The 22,277-nt window shown below is 34.0% G+C and carries 25 protein-coding genes; 17 read left to right on the top strand and 8 right to left on the bottom strand.

Translation table 11 applies throughout. From position 1 onward, the window contains the following. The first annotated feature begins 353 nt into the window (after positions 1 to 353). Complete coding sequence (locus tag ACLHDF_RS29185) at positions 354 to 557, top strand: cold-shock protein (RefSeq protein ID WP_413921831.1); 204 nt, start codon at positions 354 to 356, stop codon at positions 555 to 557. Positions 558 to 819: 262 nt separating this feature from the next. On the opposite strand, the gene ACLHDF_RS29180 is transcribed toward ACLHDF_RS29185, so the two are convergent. Beyond that, a complete protein-coding gene (locus tag ACLHDF_RS29180) occupies positions 820 to 1,020 on the bottom strand; it encodes a cold-shock protein (protein WP_013056497.1) in 201 nt (66 codons plus the stop codon). A 242-nt stretch (positions 1,021 to 1,262) separates the two neighbouring features. Between ACLHDF_RS29180 and ACLHDF_RS29175 the strand changes: the two genes are divergently transcribed. Both ACLHDF_RS29175 and ACLHDF_RS29170 read left to right on the top strand, forming a co-directional pair. Continuing rightward, positions 1,263 to 1,403, top strand: coding sequence for an FbpB family small basic protein (locus ACLHDF_RS29175; protein ID WP_080743162.1), 141 nt, complete (start codon positions 1,263 to 1,265; stop codon positions 1,401 to 1,403). A 138-nt stretch (positions 1,404 to 1,541) separates the two neighbouring features. Further along, positions 1,542 to 1,721 carry a hypothetical protein gene (locus ACLHDF_RS29170; protein ID WP_413921895.1) on the top strand — a complete coding sequence of 60 codons (180 nt, stop codon included), beginning with the start codon at positions 1,542 to 1,544 and terminating at the stop codon, positions 1,719 to 1,721. 552 nt (positions 1,722 to 2,273) lie between these two features. On the opposite strand, the gene ACLHDF_RS29165 is transcribed toward ACLHDF_RS29170, so the two are convergent. Both ACLHDF_RS29165 and sigH read right to left on the bottom strand, forming a co-directional pair. Continuing rightward, positions 2,274 to 2,546 carry a DUF1871 family protein gene (locus tag ACLHDF_RS29165; protein WP_413921894.1) on the bottom strand — a complete coding sequence of 91 codons (273 nt, stop codon included), beginning with the start codon at positions 2,544 to 2,546 and terminating at the stop codon, positions 2,274 to 2,276. 138 nt (positions 2,547 to 2,684) lie between these two features. Then, positions 2,685 to 3,347, bottom strand: coding sequence for an RNA polymerase sporulation sigma factor SigH (gene sigH / locus ACLHDF_RS29160; RefSeq protein WP_413921893.1), 663 nt, complete (start codon positions 3,345 to 3,347; stop codon positions 2,685 to 2,687). A 2,722-nt stretch (positions 3,348 to 6,069) separates the two neighbouring features. On the opposite strand from sigH, the gene ACLHDF_RS29155 reads away from it, so the two are divergent. From ACLHDF_RS29155 to ACLHDF_RS29125, 7 genes are all read left to right on the top strand, one after another. After that, complete coding sequence (locus ACLHDF_RS29155) at positions 6,070 to 7,356, top strand: replication protein (protein WP_413921892.1); 1,287 nt, start codon at positions 6,070 to 6,072, stop codon at positions 7,354 to 7,356. Between the two features lie 109 nt (positions 7,357 to 7,465). Further along, positions 7,466 to 7,645, top strand: coding sequence for a hypothetical protein (locus tag ACLHDF_RS29150; RefSeq protein WP_413921891.1), 180 nt, complete (start codon positions 7,466 to 7,468; stop codon positions 7,643 to 7,645). A 1-nt stretch (position 7,646) separates the two neighbouring features. After that, positions 7,647 to 7,889, top strand: coding sequence for a hypothetical protein (locus tag ACLHDF_RS29145; protein WP_413921890.1), 243 nt, complete (start codon positions 7,647 to 7,649; stop codon positions 7,887 to 7,889). Positions 7,890 to 8,014: 125 nt separating this feature from the next. Beyond that, positions 8,015 to 8,239: a hypothetical protein gene (locus ACLHDF_RS29140; protein ID WP_413921889.1), complete on the top strand. Its 225-nt coding sequence runs from the start codon at positions 8,015 to 8,017 to the stop codon at positions 8,237 to 8,239. 618 nt (positions 8,240 to 8,857) lie between these two features. Beyond that, positions 8,858 to 9,592, top strand: a complete 735-nt coding sequence (locus ACLHDF_RS29135) for a MerR family transcriptional regulator (protein WP_413921888.1) — start codon at positions 8,858 to 8,860, stop codon at positions 9,590 to 9,592. A gap of 802 nt (positions 9,593 to 10,394) precedes the next feature. Further along, positions 10,395 to 10,868, top strand: coding sequence for a hypothetical protein (locus ACLHDF_RS29130; RefSeq protein WP_413921887.1), 474 nt, complete (start codon positions 10,395 to 10,397; stop codon positions 10,866 to 10,868). 345 nt (positions 10,869 to 11,213) lie between these two features. After that, positions 11,214 to 11,435 carry a helix-turn-helix domain-containing protein gene (locus tag ACLHDF_RS29125; protein WP_347396090.1) on the top strand — a complete coding sequence of 74 codons (222 nt, stop codon included), beginning with the start codon at positions 11,214 to 11,216 and terminating at the stop codon, positions 11,433 to 11,435. A gap of 97 nt (positions 11,436 to 11,532) precedes the next feature. Here ACLHDF_RS29125 and ACLHDF_RS29120 read toward each other — a convergent pair whose 3' ends face one another. Continuing rightward, positions 11,533 to 13,086, bottom strand: coding sequence for a DUF4365 domain-containing protein (locus tag ACLHDF_RS29120; RefSeq protein WP_413921886.1), 1,554 nt, complete (start codon positions 13,084 to 13,086; stop codon positions 11,533 to 11,535). A gap of 329 nt (positions 13,087 to 13,415) precedes the next feature. Between ACLHDF_RS29120 and ACLHDF_RS29115 the strand changes: the two genes are divergently transcribed. After that, positions 13,416 to 13,745, top strand: a complete 330-nt coding sequence (locus ACLHDF_RS29115) for a helix-turn-helix domain-containing protein (RefSeq protein WP_413921885.1) — start codon at positions 13,416 to 13,418, stop codon at positions 13,743 to 13,745. A gap of 1,003 nt (positions 13,746 to 14,748) precedes the next feature. On the opposite strand, the gene ACLHDF_RS29110 is transcribed toward ACLHDF_RS29115, so the two are convergent. From ACLHDF_RS29110 to ACLHDF_RS29100, 3 genes are all read right to left on the bottom strand, one after another. After that, positions 14,749 to 15,153 (bottom strand): hypothetical protein, encoded by a 405-nt coding sequence (locus ACLHDF_RS29110; protein WP_413921884.1) that lies wholly within the window; start codon positions 15,151 to 15,153, stop codon positions 14,749 to 14,751. A gap of 181 nt (positions 15,154 to 15,334) precedes the next feature. Then, positions 15,335 to 16,030, bottom strand: coding sequence for a hypothetical protein (locus tag ACLHDF_RS29105; protein WP_413921883.1), 696 nt, complete (start codon positions 16,028 to 16,030; stop codon positions 15,335 to 15,337). Beyond that, the gene (locus tag ACLHDF_RS29100; RefSeq protein WP_413921163.1) at positions 16,027 to 17,160 is read right to left on the bottom strand and encodes an FtsK/SpoIIIE domain-containing protein; all 1,134 of its coding nucleotides are present in this window, start codon (positions 17,158 to 17,160) and stop codon (positions 16,027 to 16,029) included. Before ACLHDF_RS29100 ends, ACLHDF_RS29105 begins: the two co-directional genes overlap by 4 nt. A 751-nt stretch (positions 17,161 to 17,911) precedes the next feature. Here ACLHDF_RS29100 and ACLHDF_RS29095 point away from each other — a divergent pair. From ACLHDF_RS29095 to ACLHDF_RS29070, 6 genes are all read left to right on the top strand, one after another. Next, a complete protein-coding gene (locus ACLHDF_RS29095) occupies positions 17,912 to 18,466 on the top strand; it encodes a DUF3231 family protein (protein WP_413921882.1) in 555 nt (184 codons plus the stop codon). A 10-nt stretch (positions 18,467 to 18,476) separates the two neighbouring features. After that, positions 18,477 to 19,025 carry a DUF3231 family protein gene (locus tag ACLHDF_RS29090; protein WP_413921881.1) on the top strand — a complete coding sequence of 183 codons (549 nt, stop codon included), beginning with the start codon at positions 18,477 to 18,479 and terminating at the stop codon, positions 19,023 to 19,025. 10 nt (positions 19,026 to 19,035) lie between these two features. Continuing rightward, positions 19,036 to 19,629, top strand: a complete 594-nt coding sequence (locus ACLHDF_RS29085; RefSeq protein ID WP_413921902.1) for a DUF3231 family protein — start codon at positions 19,036 to 19,038, stop codon at positions 19,627 to 19,629. Continuing rightward, entirely contained in the window at positions 19,566 to 19,862 is a 297-nt protein-coding gene (locus ACLHDF_RS29080; protein ID WP_413921901.1) for a DUF3231 family protein, read from the top strand. Before ACLHDF_RS29085 ends, ACLHDF_RS29080 begins: the two co-directional genes overlap by 64 nt. Before the next feature lie 82 nt (positions 19,863 to 19,944). Continuing rightward, positions 19,945 to 20,406 carry a hypothetical protein gene (locus ACLHDF_RS29075; RefSeq protein WP_413921880.1) on the top strand — a complete coding sequence of 154 codons (462 nt, stop codon included), beginning with the start codon at positions 19,945 to 19,947 and terminating at the stop codon, positions 20,404 to 20,406. Between the two features lie 165 nt (positions 20,407 to 20,571). Continuing rightward, complete coding sequence (locus ACLHDF_RS29070; protein WP_413921879.1) at positions 20,572 to 21,249, top strand: DUF421 domain-containing protein; 678 nt, start codon at positions 20,572 to 20,574, stop codon at positions 21,247 to 21,249. Positions 21,250 to 21,379: 130 nt separating this feature from the next. Here the strand turns inward: ACLHDF_RS29070 and ACLHDF_RS29065 are convergent, their stop codons facing one another. Beyond that, positions 21,380 to 21,961, bottom strand: coding sequence for a YitT family protein (locus ACLHDF_RS29065; RefSeq protein WP_306386215.1), 582 nt, complete (start codon positions 21,959 to 21,961; stop codon positions 21,380 to 21,382). Between the last annotated feature and the right edge of the window lie 316 nt (positions 21,962 to 22,277).

Below are 22,277 nucleotides of genomic sequence, written 5' to 3'. Positions count from 1 at the left end.
AAGAAATGTTTGAATTGCTCAATTAAAAATAAAAATTAACGTTGACGTTTGTCGCTTTGTTCAGTTTTCAAAGTACAATATTTCGTAAAATAAGTTGTCGTATCAACGACGCTTTATAATAATAAAACATATTCACTTAAACGTCAATAGTTTTTTCTGAAAAACATCACAGTAACAACTATTAACCAAAAATTAATTTTTATACCTTAACCTTCATGTCCAAGCCTTTTACTCTTATTTTATAAAATTTAAATAAGAGACCGATGCTAGTAAAAATATGCATAGAAAAAAATGTATAAAGTATTTAGTACTCTTTTATAAGGTATACTATAATAAGAGGAGTAGTGATTAGTATGTCTTATTACGGTAAAAGAAATCAAGAACCTTTAGCTCAAGAACAAACAGAAGTGTGGGAATGTATAGTAGAAGATTGTAAGGGATGGATGAGAAAAGATTTCTCCTACGATAATCATCAAAAATGCCCTTTGTGTGGAAATCACATGAGAGCTGGGGAACGGCTTATTGATAAAATCCCCCGTAATCCCCATCGAAGATAATGTATATCTACGTTTTTACAAAGATCAAAAAATTACTGCTATTTATTTAGTTACAAATACTTGTTAATATATTCACGTTTGCTTTGTATTTCTATTGTGTGTTATAACTAGTTTAACCTTGTATCGATCGTCTTGACTAAAACCCAGGCTTTTTTAAAAGTCTGGGTTTTCTATTGGAATAATAGTGGATAAATCATGGTTTTCTAATTATAAGACCATAAAAAAAGACTCCTTCATAGGAGTCTTTTTTTATCACTTTTGATTATGCTTTGTGAACGTTAGCAGCTTGTGCTCCACGTTGACCTTGCTCGATATCAAAAGTAACTTTTTGACCTTCTTCTAATGATTTGAAACCTTCACCTTGAATAGCACTGAAATGAACGAATACATCGTCTCCGCCTTCGATTTCAATGAAACCGAAACCTTTGTCTGCATTAAACCATTTTACTGTACCTTGTGTCATAATGTTGCCTCCTGCTGTGGAATACTCCACAAATGTATTACCTCTCTTGCCCAATCATACTATTTCAAGATAAAAACTTCTGTTTAAGGTTTTTCTTCTCTCAATCTTATACCGAACAAAAACAAGTTAATTGGAGTATAACACATAGGTATATCGATAGCAAATGATTGCTTTCTTTCATTTAATCGTTATAATCATACTTGTCTACGGACTAAACTAAACAGTAAGAAAGAAGTGCCATTATGAGAAAGTTGAAACCCTCTTTTCAAAACCTAGTTAATGAAAACAGACATAAAATACTAGAAGATAAAAAGGTCATGGAAAAGATTGAAGAAAAAATTGAAGCTCGCCAGGAGCAGGCTATAAAGATGAAAACGAAATAAGAGTAGAATAAAAACATCCTATCTAAACGGATGTTTTTTTGTATTGTACTGCTGTTGCATTTCTAGGTAAATGTCTTTTTACAGGATATTTCATCTGCCATGTCGAATTTAGCAAGTCACCAGGAAGGGGGGGTTAATATGAATTCAAAAGAACAAAAGAGGTTGGCAACTACTAGAGAACTAATGGGAAATGCTAAAGAACGAATTGATTCATCTTCTGAATTAGAAAAAGACTTAGAGAATCTAGGAATACAACGAAGAATGAAGCAATTAGAGTTAGAAAGTAAGTTCCTAAAAATGAACGATGAAACAGTTTAATTCACAGCACGTCATCCGTCTAGGGGCGTTTTTTTCACCATTCAACACTTTTGTGCTAGAACTTTCTTTATGAAAAACACCTCCCCCTGAAAAAGTAAATAAAAGAGCTGATTTATTCCCCTTTTATCTAAGTCAGTCCCAATTACTTATGTATTTTAATAGCGATCCCCTCTAATTTCAGTCTAATTTAAATCAACTTGGTAAAAGCTTTTTTGCATACTATTGACTAGAAAAGAGATTAATTTTCATATGGTATACAACCTGAGAATAGAAGAAGACTGCCTCATTTCCAGTCAAATGAGGCAGCCTTTTTCTATTTGTTGAATCATGGTCGTAAATGACCCTTTCACGGCGTCTTGAGTAGATTGTTCATAATGGAAAATAATATTCGTGTAACGGAAAACAAAAAATTAGTATCTTCTTAAACTTATTGTACTAGAAAATCCATTATGGGAACTAAAGGTGTATATCATAACTCGTCTCGGCAGTGGTACTTAGGAAGAAGAAATCTCTTCTTCCTAAGCACCTATCTAACTACGAGCGTGCGTTTATCTATTCTCTTATCTGCTCCCATATTTGCTGCGCAATTCCTATACAGTCCTCTTTTGTTAACGTACTATTAAATGACTGATTTAATATTTCTGTTATCTCAATCGCCAGACTCTCAACGTTTGGGACTTTGTACACCATAGGAAGGATCCATGTAGCTTCATACTCATATTCCTCAGAAGCATGCAAAGAGAGTGGATTCCATGTATAGATAATTGATTGTATCGTTTCTTTTGCATCATTAAACATCCTTATACTCCATTGTTGTCCTTGCATTCCCATCACCTTCTATTAGCTTACTCATCGTTATCCTTATTATAAATAAAAGAACATATAAAAGAAAAAAGTAGTATCTATGCAATAGACGTTGTGCGATTTTAGAACGAATAGCTTATAGAAACTTATCCACGTCTATCAGGATGATTGCTGTAAATACAGACACTGCATGTGATGCTTCATTTTTTTCTTGATTCGGTAAAGCGCATTATCCACAGCTTTTTGAGGAAGATGTAAATTCTGAGAGATTTGCATATATGTTTGTCCCTTCTGATATAGAGCGAATACATCTTGTTCAATAGGTGACAGTATTTCTTGTAACATTTGTTCCCTTTCTCTTTTATTCTCTCTTTCTACAGCAGCTTGTTCCGGGCTTACGGCACGTGGACGAGGAAGCATCTCCATAAGGATCATATCATCTTCCAATTGCTTTGAATTCTTAGGTATGTTTAAAGAGAGGGCATTATTTAAAGGGGAATGTTTTTGACGGGCGCTTGCCTTTAGAGCTGTAATGAGTTGACGTGTAATGCATAGATCAGCAAATCCTCTAAATGAACTCTTCCCTTCTGTTTTAAAATCACGGGCAGCTTTATATAATCCTAGCCTTGCTTCTTGTAAGAGATCTTCTCGATCTCCTCCTACTAGGAAGTAGCTTTTTACCTTTGAACAGACCAAATACTCATATTTCCTTACGAGTACATTGAAAACATCTTCGTCGCCTTTTTGAAACGTTTGAACAATCTCTTCATCATTTAGGGTCGTCTTTCCTCCTCTTGTTTCTACACCTGCTACCATGTTCATCTGCGTTCCTCCTCTTATCTTATGCTTTCTATGTACTTTACATTATAAAAAAGAAAAGGTATAAAAAATGTCGAAAAAACAAAGAGTAGAAAGAATATTTAGGAAGAAAGAAGGGAGACATTACATAAAACCTTATATATATGACCTGTATAATAAGGACGATTTTTAATCTTGTTTACGACTTTAAAAAAGCCAACAGGTGTTTTCTCGCATGTTTGACCTCTTGCTACTGGATCAACAATTTCGATATAGCCATTATAAAAATAAGCAAGTTTGTTGTAGTACTTATTGATAATAATCAAATCTTGATTCGGTGATTTGCTTGCTACTTCTTCCCTTCTTCTACCTTTCCAGTATGAAAAAAGAAGACTCCTTATCCTTCACTTCGCCTCCAAACTTTTACTTTTTTTTACGTTCCATTTCTTGTACTGCGTTTCTTTTGTTGTAGAATGTGCTCCATTATTCCGTGCAAAAAATTACGTAAACCCGTTTTATAATTTCTATTTTTCTCCTTTTTCATAATCCTTTATCTCTCTCTGTACCTCCCTCCTTTTTAGGATGACTTTTAAAGAAATCTTAGTAAAAAATCCTTGTTTTCTTTTTCTATTTCATCTATTTTTCAACAATAATTGGATTAATATTTCGTAAGAACAGATCCATGATATTCGTTCCTTTCCTGTAAAATGTGGTTCCCTACTACAAAAGAGAGAAGAGCATAAGGGGTTTTTGCCCCCACCATAGGTGTGAGGCTAGGCAAAGCCTAGCAAAACGATGGGGTCAAGAAAACCGTCTTGCTGTGGACCTAATGTGAACCTAAAACCACTCATGTTAACCTGCTGTGAACCTCCAAAAGCTCAAAATTTGGAAGAAAAACAGGGCATGTGAACCTACTGTGAACATGCCTTTTTTCACTTCATGACCAAATCTTGTTCTTTTTCATTCAACTTTTTCGGCTTTTCTTGCAAACTTTTTTGTTCATCTTAATAGAGCTGAATGCTTTCATCCCTGAACTAAATCCTATCTTTTTTATCGTAATTTTTGATTCTGTCTCGACTTTTCCATAGCTTTTTATTTTCTTTTTTATAAAATCTTTTTCTAACTTATGTGAACATGAAAAAAATAAATATCGACGTCTTGTGAACTTGTATTTTTTTAAAACGGCGATCTTTTATAGAATAAAAATTGATTCATGAATCATAGAAAAGCACGCGTAAATCACTTGTATTGTAAGCAAAATGAAATGGCCGTTTTGATCATGAACGTGCGGAAAAAATAAAAAAAAATCGCTTTCTTCTGTCTTATTTTTTTCAAAAAATACTTCAAAATGAAGGGACCCTTGAGGGGACATTTATCAACTATGAAGGGTCGGCGAAGGGGTTTCTGGCAAAAATGTTGCGATTATTGAAGGGCCTCTGAAGGGACTATCCTTCAATTTGAGGGTGCGCTGAGGGGGTTCCTTGAAGATTTTGCATGATATCATGATTTTGCTAGGCTCTGCCTAGCCTATCACACTCTGTGATAGCAAAAACCCCTTATGCTCTTCTCCCCATTTTTTAAAAGGCACCTGTATTTTAAGAATTTCAAACAAAATATAGAACTTCAAATAATAAATGTTAGTCCTATTGCCGTAAAAAAAATTAATGAGTTAGCAAAGAAACATGATTAATCATGATACAAATTTTCAAAAAACTAGTTCACACATTAGCTGTTTCTAGTCAACAATCTGGCTGGGAAGAACGTCTTAAAAATTTAATTAAAATCAAAAGTAAGGCGATGGAACGTTGTCTAATTTCAATAGAAAATTTAAATGATATGTTAAAAGAATTGATGAGGAAGTATAGGGATGGTGAATAGAAAGGCCGGATGATTTCACTCGATATAGTCACATATTAATACATTCAAGATTACATGCTTTTAAAAAAATTAGATATCCTGGCGACACTATATCTGACATTTGTAATAGATTCAAATATAAACAAAAAAGAATGGAACTGCACTAATTTTCTCATGAGTAAGCTCACCACTTGGGACTCCTAATTTTCCAATAGGACCATTTTCCCCTCACACATGAATAAAAAAAGCAGCTTCTACATTTATAAGTAGAAGCTGCCTATATCATACTTTTGAAATTTTGCATAGTGTCATTTTTTATAGTCCCTTTTTAGAAAAAGTACTATAAAAAATGGCACTACCCAGAATGCCCATTTACCCTTAACATTGAAGTTGTATTCATTCACTAAATTTCCAAAAATAACAAAAGCTAAACATCATAACATACTTTAGAATACTTGAGGAGGGGAAACTTTTTTCCCCTCCCCTACTCTCAAAAACTCATATATGATAAAGGTGATTCCTACAGCAATATAGGATCACTCGTAGCTAAATATACTTGTTTTGATATATTTTGCTAATTTTTATTGAATTATGAGACGACTTAACGCTATAATATAACTAACAAAAACGTGCGGATAGAAAAAAGACTTCAACTGTTTAAGTAGTGCGTCAACACTCTTAAACCGTTCCCCCTAGAAACGGTAGGGAAAACACTTGTCGAAGTCTCTTGTTAATGGAGTTAGTTTTGTACAAAATAAAACTTATGGTTTTATTTTATACGAAATTGACATCTATTTCAAGGGCTTAGTTTATCTTAATTAAGACATTGTTTTCCTTTTACAAGGGAGACAATGTCTTTTTTGTGTTCCTTAAAGGAGAAGATGAACAAATGACAAAGCTTTTTACCTGCTATTTACAAGATGTAAATACCTTCAATGGACGATTCACATGGTTATGGAAAGAAAAACCGACCCTTCGTAAAAAGAAAGAAGCGTTTTTAGAAACACTTCGTACATACTTTAAACAACAACAAGTAGCCTTACATAAAGTATTCCCTAAAAAACGGATGGAAATGTTAGATTACGTGATTTATAACCTTGTTGCTACAGGCATTCAAGCGATTCACTCAAAAACACTTATGCAAAAATTTGAAGTATCCCAAAGTACCGTTTCTCGCTTTGTGAAGTCTTTAAAGGCAACACCGTTTATGATCGTGGCACGTTATATCAAAGAAGATACCACAGGTGCTCATCCTGATAGCTATGTGTTTATCCTTAAAAGCCATACGAATTTTGATCAAATTTGTGATGAAATCTTTTTTGCCCATGACACAACAGGTGTACAAACACTTCAACAAGAAGAAATGACAACTCCTGTGACAACTCCTGTGACAAGTCCAGAACGTGCTGAAAACGTTGATACACCAAGCTTTGAGGACGAAAAAACATCGTCCCCCTTTATTAACCTTGATTTACCTAAAAATCATTTAAATAATCATTTAATATCTGCTTCACAGTCATTTACGTATATCAAAGGTGTACCTAAAAAAGTAAATCATGTGTACGCAGGTAAATATGGTCATCAACTAAAAGATTTTTATGCGCGTATTCAAAATGCGGCAAAAGCAGTAAAACGAGATACAAAGAGTGAGATTGTGAAAGAACAAGTTCATGAAGTCGCTTATACAACCATTGTAGGCTTAGATAAATATGTCCATGAGGCGAATCATAAGGGTACTCCCCTATCACTGGATGACATGTGCCGTCTTGTTTATCAAATTGCCTACAATCAATTTACAAATCTATCAAAAGAGAATAAAGAAGAACAATCATCTGAGTCAGACATACATACTAAAGCTGAAACAGCAGCACGATTTACGCCTAAACATATCATCCGTAAGGAATTGGTTCCTGCTTGGTTAAAAGTTGAACAGGAGCAAAAAGAGTGTACACAAGAAGAAGCTATTTCTCTGGATCAACAGCTTGAAATGATTCAATTAAAGCACGATTTAGGGCAAGAACTCACGCCAGAAGAAGAAAACGTACTCCAAGAGCACAGTACTACGTACAGTTCATTCGAAATGGCGCAGCTGAAACAGGATCTAGGACAAGCCTTAACACCAGAGGAACAAGCCTTACTGCACCAACATGAACAGTTCAAAGGATCAGTTTCTTAATCAAAAAATGTAGAAATCCCCTAGAAACTGGTATTTAAATAGATTATGTTTATTTAGATATATGTTCTAAATAAACAATAACCGAAAATCTATGTAGGAGGGGATTACGATGCCCCATAAAATGACCCTAACAGGATCTGCGACAGGCCCATTACGAGAATACGATCGTTACGTTGCCTTTGATATGCGAGAAAAAGGTTCACCTTCTGCGCCTAAAGGTTTAAAGAAGAGTACGTTTATTTCGTATACGGTGTTTGTTGCGAAGAAGCCTTTAATAAAACCGGACTAACATGCATGAAAAAATCTTAATACAAGGAGAACCCACGTTAGATATTCCAATCGACGAGTGCCCTGGGGAAATTGGCGTCATCTGCTTCCAGATTACCATTCTCCCGAATAAAAACGATAAAGAAGTAAATGAATCGAAAGATAAAAAAGAAACGAAAAAAGAGGCTTCTGCGCCTTCTGAGGCACAAAAAACAGTGAATCTACCAAACAGGAAGAAAAACAGGAGTCTGCTTCTCAACTCGTAGCAAAAGTAGAGAAAAAGGAACCTGGAACGGTACAGCCAGAAGCGAAAGAAACGTCTGTTCAAGAGCAGCAGACTGCATCACTACAGAAGCAACTACCAACTCAACCAATAGGAACACAGGATGTTGTGAGCTTTGATGAAATAATTGTTCCTGAAGCCTTCCTAAAGACACGCCCAAACCCTGAAAAAACGCAAAAGGTTATTGATTTTGTAAAACGGATTGGACACTTAGATGAGCCTTTAACGATTGATAAAGGCTCTAAGGTCTTAAAAGATGGCTATCGTCGTTATATTGTGGCCAAAACAGTTAAAATGGATAAGCTTCCTGTAGTGTATGAATCTAAAGAATAAAGCTTTTTATCTAATTATCGCTTGTTATTCGTAATAGACAGCAAGCAACTATAAAGTGTCCCCTTTCATAGTTGTTTGCTATCTATTTATCTTGAAAGCCACTTTCTACATATAGCTCATCTACTTTATGATTTCACCTTCCATTTTTGATATATCATTAGTTAAATAATACAATTTTGTACCTATTATCCCATTTGCGTGTTCTGATATCCAAATCTGAGTTAAACTTGAGATGAACTAAAAAAGGAATTCACGTTTGAGAATAAAAAAGTAATTTCTTTTTCAGTTAAAATACAATTTTTGTTGAACTTAAGGTCAACTTAAATGAATTTAAACGATAATTAAATCAATAATAAGTTTTTTCCGTTTCGTTTTAATCAATAATGACAGTTATTGATTAAAAGATAAAACGATAATCTTATTCAGGAATCAGTTATTATATTATTATTGCTTTAAGATTTACATAGGATAAGTTAGCAGTTAATATAGAATCAATAATGAGATAATAACAATATTATTAGAATCTATGTTAATAATCTCATGGTACGTTTCACTTCGAAATCAATTGCATGATTCTTGTATTATATTAATTATTAATTGACATATGGAGGTGTAGTTATGTCTGAAAAATTGTACTTACCAAAAGAAGTGGTAAATATACTGGGTATCTCTGGAGATTTGCTTCGTAAATGGTGCGAAGAATTCAATATTATTACAGAATGGACAGGCACTGATTATGGAAAAGGTCATAGAAGGTTTACAAAAGAGAATCTAGAGACACTTAACAGTATAAAGAAGAAAATTCATGAGCAAGGTTGGTCCTGGGATCAAGTGAAACAATGGCGTAATGGCGAAGAAATGACTATTAATGACCACGTAGAACGGTCTATTTTAGAAAAGAAGATAGATCACCTAATTGAAGGCCAGAAACAACAAATAGAATTTAACAGGATTCTTTCTGAAAAATTGGAGCTTCTAACAAAAGAACTTATTTCTACTCAAAAAGAGTTAGCTAATGCAAATAAAGAAATTGCAGCAACAAAGCAGCAAATGATTGAAGTAAAAACAGAAAATAAAGACTTAGAAGCATACATAGAAAACAGTCTAAAAAGACGCGATAAAGTTCTTCTTGAAAGCATTAGAAAAACTCAAGAAACGCTAAAAGATAATTCAGCTGAACAAGATTTAAATCAAAGCAAACAGAATCTTGAAGAACTAATAAATACTAATCTAAAAGAGTTATTAAAACAAAGAGATGAAGACCTTTTAAATGCATTTACTCATACTCAAAAAGAGTTGATTAAAGAACAAAATCAAAAGAAGACATTATGGCAAAAGCTATTCTCAAACTAGGAAAAATCATTCCTGGTTTTTTATTTTGTCAACTAATAAAAAATAGAAAAACAATAATATCTTTATTTAATTATTTATCAATTTCATGAAAATATCTAAATCGGAATTTACTTATGATTGCTTTAATTATCATTTTAATATTATTTTCATGATTAACTGAATTTCATTGCTTAATTATAATGAACATGCTAGAGAATTATTAAAAACTTCAACGTGCAAAAAATCAATAATTTAAAAGAAAATTCATTTATTCTTTTACAAACACAACTCTAAGATGTTTTAAATTTAATAAAACCGGAAATGAATCATTATTGTTTTATTTCCGAGTTTATAGATTTATAATTTCCTAAATAAAACAGGAATTTAAAAATAGATTTTTATATAACAAAAGATTTGATTCTCTAAAAATAAAATTCTAACATTTATCAATGCTCCAATTAGCTCATCTATTATCATGACAACTTTGTTATATCTAAATTACTGACTCAAATCCAGTAGATATTACACTTTAAAATTAAGATAACATTATTTAATAACTAATTAGATTAATCTCTTTAAATAGTTTATGTTTATATGGCTAAATGCATCGCTGAAGCAGGAAAAACCATCATGATGAGGGAAGAGGGCAAATATTTAATCTATGACGTTATTAAAGAGCTAAACATTGTAACATACCCTGAATTGGGAATACCGATTATTATAGTAACAATAGCATTACAAGTATAATATCTCATCTTCTTATTAATTGAAGGTTTTAACGTATATACCTAGAATAGTTCTCTTGATAAGAGGAGGTGATCATATGTTGAGAGTAATAACCGCAGAGGCAGCATATACCACCGAAGAATTAGCTGATATACTTGGTTTACCCATATCAACTATACGAAAATACAACTTCCATTTTTCTAAAATTGGTGTTCAGTTTACAAAAAACCAAGGTAGATTAGCTTATACAAATGACGATGTTACCATCTTTCATGAACTAAAAAAAATTTATGCCAATTCTGAAATCACCCTAGAAAAAGCTGTTATAACCGTTGCAAAAAGATTCAACTTAGTATCAGACACTCCACCTAACATTTCAACTAAAAAACAAACCCTTATCTCAGAACCATTCGAAGCACAAATGAAAGAGATACAAAGTTATATCGATGCCAAATTTGAAGAACGCGAACGTCAATTAATTTCAATGGCCCGCGAAATTCGGGCGTTGAAAAAAGCACAACAACAAAAGAAGAGTTTTTATAAGTGGTTAAAAACCTTTTTTGAAAAATGATTCGCTAGAATGGTGTTATCTCTTTATCTAATATTTACACCCAAAAAACCTTTTCCCTCTACCTAGAGAGAAAAGGTTTTTTGGGTAAAGTTCAATTTCAAAGAATATCGATAACAAAGACCGCCCAATATGTATCAGTGTATAAGGCGGTCTTAACTGTATTCATGCTATATGATTATGCCAAAAATATCGACATTATTCTAACTTTGCATAAGCAATATTCATATACTTTTTGTTTTGTAGTTTATTATATGTTGTAGTTGAAATTTTTTGCGTACTTTTTTTCACAAAAATGTATAGTTTTTTAAAAATGCGTCCATCCTTTATAAAAAGGAGCGTGTTAGTATGCCTAAAATCACTAAAAAAAGTAAATTAGGAAAATACTTAATGAACAAAGGCTATACTCAAACAGAAATAGTAAAAGTAACTAAAATAAACAGAAAAACTGTTAGTAAAATTTATAATGATTCAAGTTATATTCCATCTGGTTCTACAATAAAGAAAGTTATGAATATCCTAAAAAAAATTGATCCAAAACTAAAAGTAGAGGATTTTTTTGATTTGTAGGCCCTACAAGGTTAAATAAGGTTTATTTATTGTTATTAAGCATAAAAATTTTTATAAAAGTTTACTAGCAACCTATATACAGAAGAAAATGAGCATACTACTCCAAGTCTTGATAAAAACGGTAAATTGGAAATTCTATCAGCTCTTTTTTGTCCTCATCGTGAAGAGTATCAAATAATTTCCTTGCTTCTGCCTTATTTTTTAACAATACTTCGCATGCAAAACATATTGTTTGCTCGTTATCCATTTCTGCTCTTGCTTTTATGTTATAAAGATCATTTTGTTCATCTTCTGGTAATTCATAGCCTTGCTTGAGTTTAATGAGATAAATATTAACCTTTGCAATATCATCTTCTGGATACTTAGCTAAGTATCGTTGGTTTAGATCAAGAGCAAGTTTTAAATAATTTTCATCGAGGGTTTTATCATAAAAGTCTATATAGCCTAAAGAACTAGTAATTGTTAAGTCAGCTTGTATATCATGATGTTCATCGGCAAAAGACAATTTCACTATTTCGAAATCAAAGTTTGTATCTTTCACCATTTCTTCAATTTTTCGAGAAGCGAAAATGCTTACTTTTTGGTCATAATTTTCCCGATTATCAGGTAACATAACAGATTTAACAATATCCTTCCCTTGGTTACTAGCTACATCTGTTATAGACGAATTTCTATCCATTATTTTTAACGCTTCTTCACTATAAAGGCTAAGGAAACATCTATCTGCATACACTAATGCTAGTTTCACATATTTAGAAAGTTCAATGTTGATTATCTCCGTTTTTTTCAGTTTTTCTTGACGAATATTAAGCAAGCTATATTGTTTATTTTTAAAGATATTGATTATAGCATTGAATAGGGAAGGTAAGTCCTCTTTATCATCGAATATATAATTTTCACTTATTCCAATTTGATTGCAAATATCTATCAGTTCTTTGTAATATTCAATCTCTTTTTCAATTTGTTGGAGATGTCCCTTTACATTTAATGTTCCGCCAGATAACTTTAAATATTGAAATGGAAACTTATTGCGCTGTATGTAATAGTTTATTAACCGTAAACATTTCATATAGGAACTGAGGCTTTTTACTTTTTCTAAATGGAATACACCAGATTTCTTTCTCTTATCAAAATCCAACGTTAAAGTATCCTCTATAACGACTTTGAATCCTTTCTCTGTTTCAATAATTTGGTAAGTAACAAAGGTGGATTCACTGTTCATGTAGACCACTTCATTTTTTCTAATTTTTAACTCATCTAACTTAGCTTCCTCCACTGGTAACCTAATACCGTCGTCTGGGATACCATATACGTGGATCATCCCTTCAAATAAATTAAAAGCTGCCTTTTGCATGTTAACAAAATCTACTTTGTAATTCGAAGCTTCTTCCTTTTCGGATGCTTCGGTAAAGTGTTTTGACTGTTTGTCTATCTCTTCTATAAAAGTGTTACAGAAGGGCTCTAAATCTCTATTTTTAAATTGCGTTAAATCTAGGGGAATAGACTTCTTTCCACTTAAATCAAGACGAGATAAGAGGGATCTCACTTCTAGCGGGGCTAATATTCGATAATACGCTAGCTGTTCAACAATTGTTGTATCAGTTTCTAGATCTTGTGCTGCAATCTTTTCTTTGGTCTTTGTTGTAACCATTCCATTCTCTCCTTCTTCATGATGAACATTTAAGTCCGTTAAAAACTCATCGAATCTTAGTATAGCAATAATAGCACAGAATTCGTTAGGTAAATTAAAACCACCAGTTTTGTTTCTATGTCGCCTCTTGTTCAATAAAATAGTCTTATTATCGAACAAAAAAATCCTGTTATAGACAGGATTTTTAATCAAACTTTATTATAAACAATGCAAGTCCAAACTAAATAATAAAAGGGCACTTCCTCTGAAAAGGATGCACCCCGTGTCAATTAAAACGTTGGATCTTTATTATAGCATGGGTTGCCCTCAAAAAATAGGAGGGTCTTATCATGGATCAAAGCGAAAAACTATTAATGGGTATTGAAAATATCTTAAGTGTAGCTTCTGATTTAATTGATGAAGTTGCTCGACTGAAGAGTGTAGAAGAATGCAAAATTCTGAAAGAGAAAATCTTCATGAACCAACTTACTAAAGCAGAACAAGAAGTCTTTGCACTTGCTATTGATGGTCATTCTATTTCAGAAATACAAGACATTCTCCATAAAGAAGAGTACACGATTAAGAATCAAAAAAGAAGTATCTTAGAGAAGTTGAATACATCATCTATGACAGAAGCTGTTCAACAGTTTCTGAATTTACATCGAGAACCCTTACAGTAACTAATACGTACTTCTTAACTATAGAATAGCCTCTAAGGCTACAAGAGCAGGCTTAAGCCTGCTTTTTCTTATACAGAGAAAGGAGCATTCCTCTCAAATGAGAAATGCTCCTTTCTATAAGCATGATTTGGGTTATCAAACGTGAACCCTCCGTTAGGCTGACCACCTATATCTTACTATCTATGGTGATCAATGTCATCACTTAATATTTTGAAAATATAAATATTTTTGTAATTTTCGAACCAATAAAAAAAGGAGTACCTTATCCCCAAAGGTACTCCTTTCTTTTTTTTGTAGATTCTACACAACTTCATTTTACATAATTAGAATAAAAAAACCATAATTCTGTTATATTGTCTGACCTAAATTATAGAATGTTATTTTTACCTTCTTCATGAAAATAAAAAAGGACATTTTTTTTATGCCCTGTTCCCTTGTACCAGCCCCACCTACGCTAAATACTATGACAGCCACTCATGCCATCCAACCTACCCTTATTATAAATGAAAGCGATTACAAAGTAAAGTATTTAATCGAATATTCTGTCTACTTTTATTGCGTCTAGTAGATTGAATAATGTTACATGTCATGAGCAAACTACTTAAGAAGAAACGGGGCATCGTCTTATACAACTTAATTACGAAAGGAGAAAAAACTACTGAACATGGCCAGTAGTTTTTTCTCTTTTTCGGCTGTATATGATATACACCCGTAGTTAACATAATGTCTTCTATAGGAACCAAGCAAAAGAACCCTTACAGGTGAAAGGGTCCTCTCATGGGTGCCTTTAATCGGATATGCAGTCTTTTATACATATGATTATTCACCCAACAATTGGACCATGTGGAAAAAGTATGATATCATTTAATTGCGGTTATATTTGGGTACTTTATAATTAGCATTCCTACTAAAAAGCTATCTCGCTCAGTGAGATAGCTTTTTTACTTTTATATTTTTAGTGTAGCTTATATACCAAAGAACTTGTCAGCATAATAGGGAGAATTCATTTTTCAATTCTAACTAATGTTTTTTCAGGCATTTCAATGCCATCAATGTCAAAGTAATGGATGTTTAATGTTAATTCCCTTTCTCGCTCTTCAGCTTCTTCCCCTATCCAACAACTATACAATTCAAAAAAATCTCCTGACGTAAGGTAGGGGTCCATCAGTTTACATAGTGCAAGTAGTTTCTCTTTTGATTCTTTACGTCTGCTTTTATTCATATATTCCGTAATTTCAATTCCCCAGTCACTTGAAACTTCATAAACATAAGGAGTAGTAAATTGATGTTTCTTTATGTTCAATCGATGTCTTTCATCTGAAAAGCAATTCCCAAGGGTAACTACATCATCTAATTCATCATTAATAGGTAATTCTACATTCGAACCTATATAGGTGGCTAAACTCATTCGTATTCACTCCTTTTCCCATCTAAATAACCTATTAAATTTCATGGAACTAACCTAGGTTGTTAACTTAATAAAAAACTACATATTATTATTATCCAAAAGGTTTTTCATTAAAATTTATTATAAATAATCAGGTTTCATTCAAGGTTAACTATTATTCTACTTAATGTATATGAATAGGCTACGTTAAGTTGATTTTAATCCCACCGGAAGAAGCAGACGTTCTTGGTCTTCCATCTCTTTGCTGTTTAGCTGAACTTTTGTATTTCTCCATTAATTTATGAATACTTGCTATCTGTATAATGCGGATGTGATCTGAAGACACTGCATACCGAACAGGCGTAATCAGAATAACCGAAGGGAAGAGGGCTGCTCGATCTTCTGGCTGCCACTGCAATGCTTTCCACTCATCCGAAAAGAAAAACTCCTCATAGAGGTTGACCTTCGCCTGCATCTTCTGCTCAGAATACTGATTGCGTTGCATTTCAATCCAAAACGGAGATCCTTTAAAGATACAAAAGAGATCGGGTTCAATGCCTCCTTTTCGTCCTGTGGGCTTATCCTCGACAATCACCTGTTTAGGTGCACTATACGTACACATTTGTTTATAGATATCTAGAATTGAAAGGAAATGTAATATTTTTTGAGAGTTCTTTTTGATCTTCGCATCTACAGGCAAATAGACCGTCGGGGAATACTGCTGTGTGCGTTCAATCAACCCTAATCGATATAAACGTACCATGACACTATTACACGCATTCACAGGCGATTTCAGCTGTTTAAAGAACAGTTCCACTAATGAGTCGCGATCCACAGCTCGAAACTGATTGATAAATCCAATGATGTCTTTATCACGCTGAGATAACCGAAAGCTCATCGCTGTTCCTCCTTCTCTAATAAACCAAAGATTGACTGGAGCACAACCTCTAGGTGCGGTTCAGGATCTTTTACGCGCGTTTTATAAGGTGAAAGCATTTCCTTACACGCTTCTTCATCTAAGAAAAAAGCTTGAAACTCTTTCACATCATCAATTTTAATTTTCATACGTCCTCTAGCTGCTGCATCAATTTCTTCTGCTCCAATGACTCCGGCAACTTTTGCATTTGTCGCATCTGCCTGCCTCCCAGATATCCTTACTCGTAAGTTGGCTTTTAGCGCAGAGTTTAATAAATCCGCATCCGGACGTTGCATGGCAATAATGGTATGAACGCCCAGCGCACGACCTTGACTTGCGAACTGTTGAATCATCTCTACGAGATCCGTTTCTCGCTTGATGATGCTCATTTCATCAACCACCACGACAATGCGAGGTAATTTAAAGGGAAGCCTGCTGATATGAGTCACACCATGCTCTAACAGTAAATCACCTCGTCGATACATTTCAGCTCGAAGTAAGGCAAAAGGTTTTCTCATGTCTTTTGCTTCAAAACAAAGCGCATCTACATGCTCAATCCCATGAAATAACCCTAAATCGGCTCGTTTAAGGTCCACTAAGACTAAGCGCAAGTCTTCAGGGGAGGCATATTTCACCCATGTAGTCAGAATTACACGCATTAAACTGCTTTTTCCGGCTCCAATTTCACCCGATATCAGTAAGGTTTCCAAATCTGCAAAATCCCATGAAACGGGGTTTCTATAGATATCTTGACCAATGCATACGGGAAGCTCCATTTTCTCAATATAAGGATGAATTGCTTCATACTTGTATTCAAGCATCTTAGGTAAGCTTTTATGATGAACGGTGATACTAAAATTCTTCAAACTGCCATTTATTTCGATGTTGCTGCCTAATACTTGTCGTAAGGCCCACCTTTTTTTCGTTAAAAGCTCAGGATCGATCCCATTTAGTAAGGAAAAGGCGTACCGAGTGTACGTATGATGGTTATCGATTTGATGGATTTTCGGAAACAGATAGGAGGTACGGTCTCCTCGTTTCACTACCCGGTAAATCTCTGCTGTACGAAACGCTTTAATCAATTGGCCACGCAGTTTTAATTTTTCAAACATCAACATTCCTCCTCAAAACATAAAGGTCGCAAAAAAGTAAAGTAAGGCGCTATAGAAGGTGACAGGTAAGATAAAGCGCATCAATTTCGCAAACTGATCCATAAGATCAATCACACCCCATCGCTCTAATATCCGTTCAATAATGGCAATTCCTAAGACAATGCCTCTTATGGCCAGAATAGTGGGGTCAAGCAGGGCGAGTGGACTAAACGGGACAAAGGAATACGTCTTGAAAAGACGAGGTCTCTTGTTTTATTTTTTGGCCTTTTACGTACCTGTTATTTCAACTCGACGCATCCGGTCGCCCCCTTCGCCTCTTCGGCTCAGCTCCCTTACAGGTTCCATGAAGGGCTTCACTAAGCGTATACAGCTTGTATTAACGAGGTAGTGCTACTGAACTAGATACTGATTAGGTAATGAAGTTAAGATTCTTTAGATACTATGTAGCTACTTCAGTAAGCTTGCCTGTCCACTCCAAAAATAACAAAGAACCTTTACTGCAGTAGGTGAGGAGTAGAGGGGATGGAGGCTATACTCGGTTTTTATATGCTATGGTTTGGTCTATAGGCTTATCTTTTTCATTAAGTGGACGAGAAATCTAAAGATGCCTCAATATCTGAAGTAGAACGTAGTGAGAAGCAATAGTAGCGTGAAAAATTACATAGCTCAAACCTTAGAAGAAAATAAAGCTCAATTTTTGCATTAGAAATACTCTTTAGGGGAAATTAAAAGAAAAAAGAAGGTGAAGTACGTGCCTGATCTTTTGCAAGCCTTGAAAAATGTTGTTCAGTCTTTTATTAAAGATGAGAATAAAACGCCTCTTCATATTGGGGAGGCTATGGGGTGCTGGATATTTTTAGCGTTAGCTGGTGAGACACAAGTACAGACTGAAGCAGGAATTAACAGCACAACGGATCCTGAGTTGCGAAAAGTCCTTCAAGAAGCCGTCAACATGTTCAAATCACAGAAAGAGCGAATTATTGCTTTTATGCGGTCAGAAGGAATTCCGTCACCACCTCTTAGTGAATCCAAACCAATCTCTGACCCGAATAGTGTTCCATTAGGGGTTAAGCTCACAGATAACGAGCTTGCAAACAGCCTTAAGAAAAAAGTCTCTATGGCGATTACAAACTGTTCGGAAGCAGCATCGCAATCCCTTCGAAGCGATGTTAGTCTGATGTGGGCTGAATTTTTGCAAGAACACATAACCTTTTTACTAATCTTTAAATCATTGATGCGAAAACGGGGATGGCTCAAAGTTCCACCGCCGTATCATGCTGCAGGTCTACCCCAAGCCGAAAAGTGAGGTGAGAAATGTGCCAGATGTCGGAAAAGCTCTTAAAAATATTATTCAATCATTTATTGACGAGGAACCCAAATCACCCTTACATGTGGGGGAAGTCATGTCCTGCTGGTCCTACCTTTCCGAATTAGCCGACGAACAAGTTCATTCTGAAGCAGGGATTAACAGTACAACGGACCCTGAATTACGAAAAGCTTTCCATGAAGCAGTTGAGATGTTCAAATCACAGAAAGAGCGAATTATTGCTTTTATGCAGTCAGAAGGAGTTCCTATTCCCCCTTTAAGTGAGTCCAAGCCACAGTCTAATCCAAGTGATATTCCATTAGGTGTGAAATTAACGGATGATGAACTTGCAAACAGCCTTAATATTAAAATGGTTATCTTAATTACCTACTGTGCAAATGCAATCATTCAATCTACACGCAATGATGTTACTTTGATATGGATTGAATATTTGCAGGAATATATGACGTTTGGAGCAACCCTAAAAGAACTCGTGAAAAGAAGGGGATGGCTTAAAGTTCCTCCATACTACTATGCTCCAGGAACGCCGATAAAGTGATTGTTGAAAAATAAAGAAGATTTTTCAAGAGCAGGGTGTAGTTATCCCTATTGGGTTTAATCAGGAGGATGTAAATTTAGAAGCTCCTAAGTTATACGACAATGGATTTGACATTATGTTTGTACGTATTTTATTTGTACGTATTTTAAAAGAAATTAGTATGGGTATGTACATTCTTAATATGAATATGGCCTATCAGGACGAGGTAATGGAAATTTATGAAGGGCTGACTTCTGTGACCCAAAAAGTTTATAAATTATCTACGCTTTATTTACTTGAGAAAGGAATTCTTACTCTGGCACCAAAAGTTACAATGCCTACATCTACTGAGTTCATTAAAAATAAAAGCTATTTAAGTGGATTGAATGTTTTTAATAAAAAAAGGGCTTTGAATGATATTGAACTAGGTTATCTTCATCATGGAATAGAAACAAATAATATCGGAATACAACTGATTACTGGCTTTGCACAGTGTGCAGAGAATAAAGAAGTAAAACAATATTTTATAAAGGGCAAAGACCTTGCTAAGAAGCAAATAAAATATTTGGAGATATTCTTCTTGAGAGTGATATTCAGTTTTCTGCTACTTCTGGAAGTACTGTAACACCTTCTACAGGAGCTCCATTCTCTCAAAAGCTCATGATATTTTGTATTTACCTTTTAAACGGATTTGGAATTGTCGGAAGTAGTTTCGGAACTATATTTAGCTCACGAAAAGATCTATCCATGAAAACAGCATTAATTGCCAAAGATATTTATTTTTATGCTGTGAAAATTATGATTAATAATGGATGGTTAGAGGAACCGCCTCAAACAGAGAGTCGCACCAAATTATAATAAATAAAGAAGTAGACATGATAAAGTTATATTGAATATAAGTTACCTTCTCTAAAAAATTAAAATTAGATGTGAATAACAAATGACGAAAAATGAGTTAGAAAGTATTTTTTGGAGTATAGCTATGCCGGGCTTTCCTCAGCTCTTAAATGGAAGGCTAATAAAAGGTATTCTATTTATCACGTTAGAAATAGCCATTAACATTCAATCAAATGTTAATACGGTTTTATTGCTAAACTTTCAAGGAAAGATTGACGAGGCTATTGAACACACAAATTATCAATGGTTAATGTTTTACCCATGTCTTTACTTTTTTTCTATATGGGACGCTTATAAAGATGCTAATGAAGAAAAATCTCCTTTAAGTTTTCTTCCATTCGTATTTTCCGCCTATTTGGTTACAGTGGGAGTCATGTATTCTTCTACATTTACTATAAGGGGTGTGTTATTAGGGCCTCTGTGGTTCCCTTTACTTTGCTTACCAATTGGTTTATTAGTTGGATTAATCGTAAAGCAGATAATTATCTATAAAAGAAAAAACTAATAATTGGTAGTTTTTTGCATTTAAACTAGATATCATGTACAAACTTAGTTACCCTAATGGAGTTTTATTGGAAGTGCCTACTAAAAAAACGGAATTTTGTCATTTAAAACTAAAATCTTTATAATTGTGTAAAAATGCATAGAGTGAGATCGGAGCATTTATAATATGAAAATCATGTACCTAACCATTGAAATTATTACTGGATTTTTTTTTCTTTTTATAATTGTCAAGTTTGTAGGGAAAAAGATTATTAATCAAATTACTCCCTTCACTTTTATTGCCTCTATAGTACTCGGTGAATTATTAGGAAACGCATTATATGATCGTCAAATCGGTGTTTTCTATATTATTTATTCCATGGGGCTATGGGCTATTTTACTCTTTGTAGTTGAGTACCTTGGACAAAAATATTTATCATTTCGCGGCATTGTTGAAGGAAAACCGTCTGCTCTTATTAAAAATGGAATAGTTGATCGAGAAGAATTGAGAAAGAATCGAATGAACATCAATCAGCTGCAAAGCCTACTTCGACAAAGTGAAACCTTCTCTATTCGAGAAGTAGCTTTTTGTTACTTAGAAGCAAATGGTTCGATTAGCATTCTAAAAAAGGCGAAATATCAAAAAACTACCCAAGAAGATTTTAATATGTCTGTAAAACCCGTCTATGTTCCTGTTACCCTTATACGGGACGGCGAAGTCTTATGGGATGAGGTAAAAGATTTAGGTTTTGATGAAGAATGGTTAAGAGCTCAACTTTCATCCCAAAGGATAAGTGAATATAAAACTATTTTTTTAGCCGAATGGTTGGAAGATGATGGACTCTTTGTACAAACTTATCAATAAAGATTTTTAAAAGTGCTGATATATAACCTACGTAGTATTTAGTTGCTAAAATGTTTTCCCTAATAAGAACTTATATAAGGTTTATTCAAGTCGTAGAAATAAGGCAGTGAACGTATATACTACTTCGCCTCTATCGTAAGTAAGTAACAGACCTAAATGCCGTTAATAGACCTGCTGTTACGGACACTCCTCCTACTGTGATGAGTGAATAGATAAGGGTTTTGTCTCCAACTATACATAAGCCAATCAAAACAATAGAAGTGTCTATGAGAAGAAGGAGGAACCCTATATTCACAGATGTCCATTTTGAAAGTAAAAAAGCGAGAAGATCGATTCCTCCAGGACATGTATTATGTCTAAGCATAATTCCTACCCCAAGCCCAATAGTTAGGCCACCTAGTAAGGCGCTTACAAACACAGGGAGATCAAAAATTCCATTTAAAGGGAAGAGTAAATCAATAGCAAGGGATGTAATGGTTAAACCAAATAGGCTATTGTAAAAGTATGAACGGTTATGTTTTAAAGCTGATAAATAAATCGGAATGTTAATACAAACGATACTAAGACCCACCTTAAATCCCAGTAGATACTTTAACAACAAGCTAATCCCAAATACACCCCCATTTATAATATGAGAAGGAAGAATAAATAAATTGATTCCTATCCCAATAAACATACCACCTAGTCCAATCATAAACCATTTTCTTTTCATTCTATTCACCTGCATTCTTTCTAGTCTTTTATTCTATTAATATGAAAGTTATTGCTAGATTATACGAAATTAAATAGACTACGTTTACTTTATAGATGTTAAAAGAAGTAGATGGTAATAAAATATATGTTCATTTTTTATACATGGGATTGGCTTAGTGGGCTACCTTTCGAATGAAGTGAACGAGAAATCTAAGAATGACCCACCGACTAAATACAGTAAGTTAGAGTTAACGATTGAAAGATGCTTATATAAGGCCTTAATGATAAATAGCTATTCTGTATGAACGTAGGTAAAATGTAATGGAAAACAGTAT

It is taken from the genome of Priestia megaterium (genome assembly GCF_046599315.1).
Lineage (GTDB): Bacteria > Bacillota > Bacilli > Bacillales > Bacillaceae_H > Priestia > Priestia megaterium_F.
This window is presented reverse-complemented; position numbering and strand designations above follow the sequence as displayed.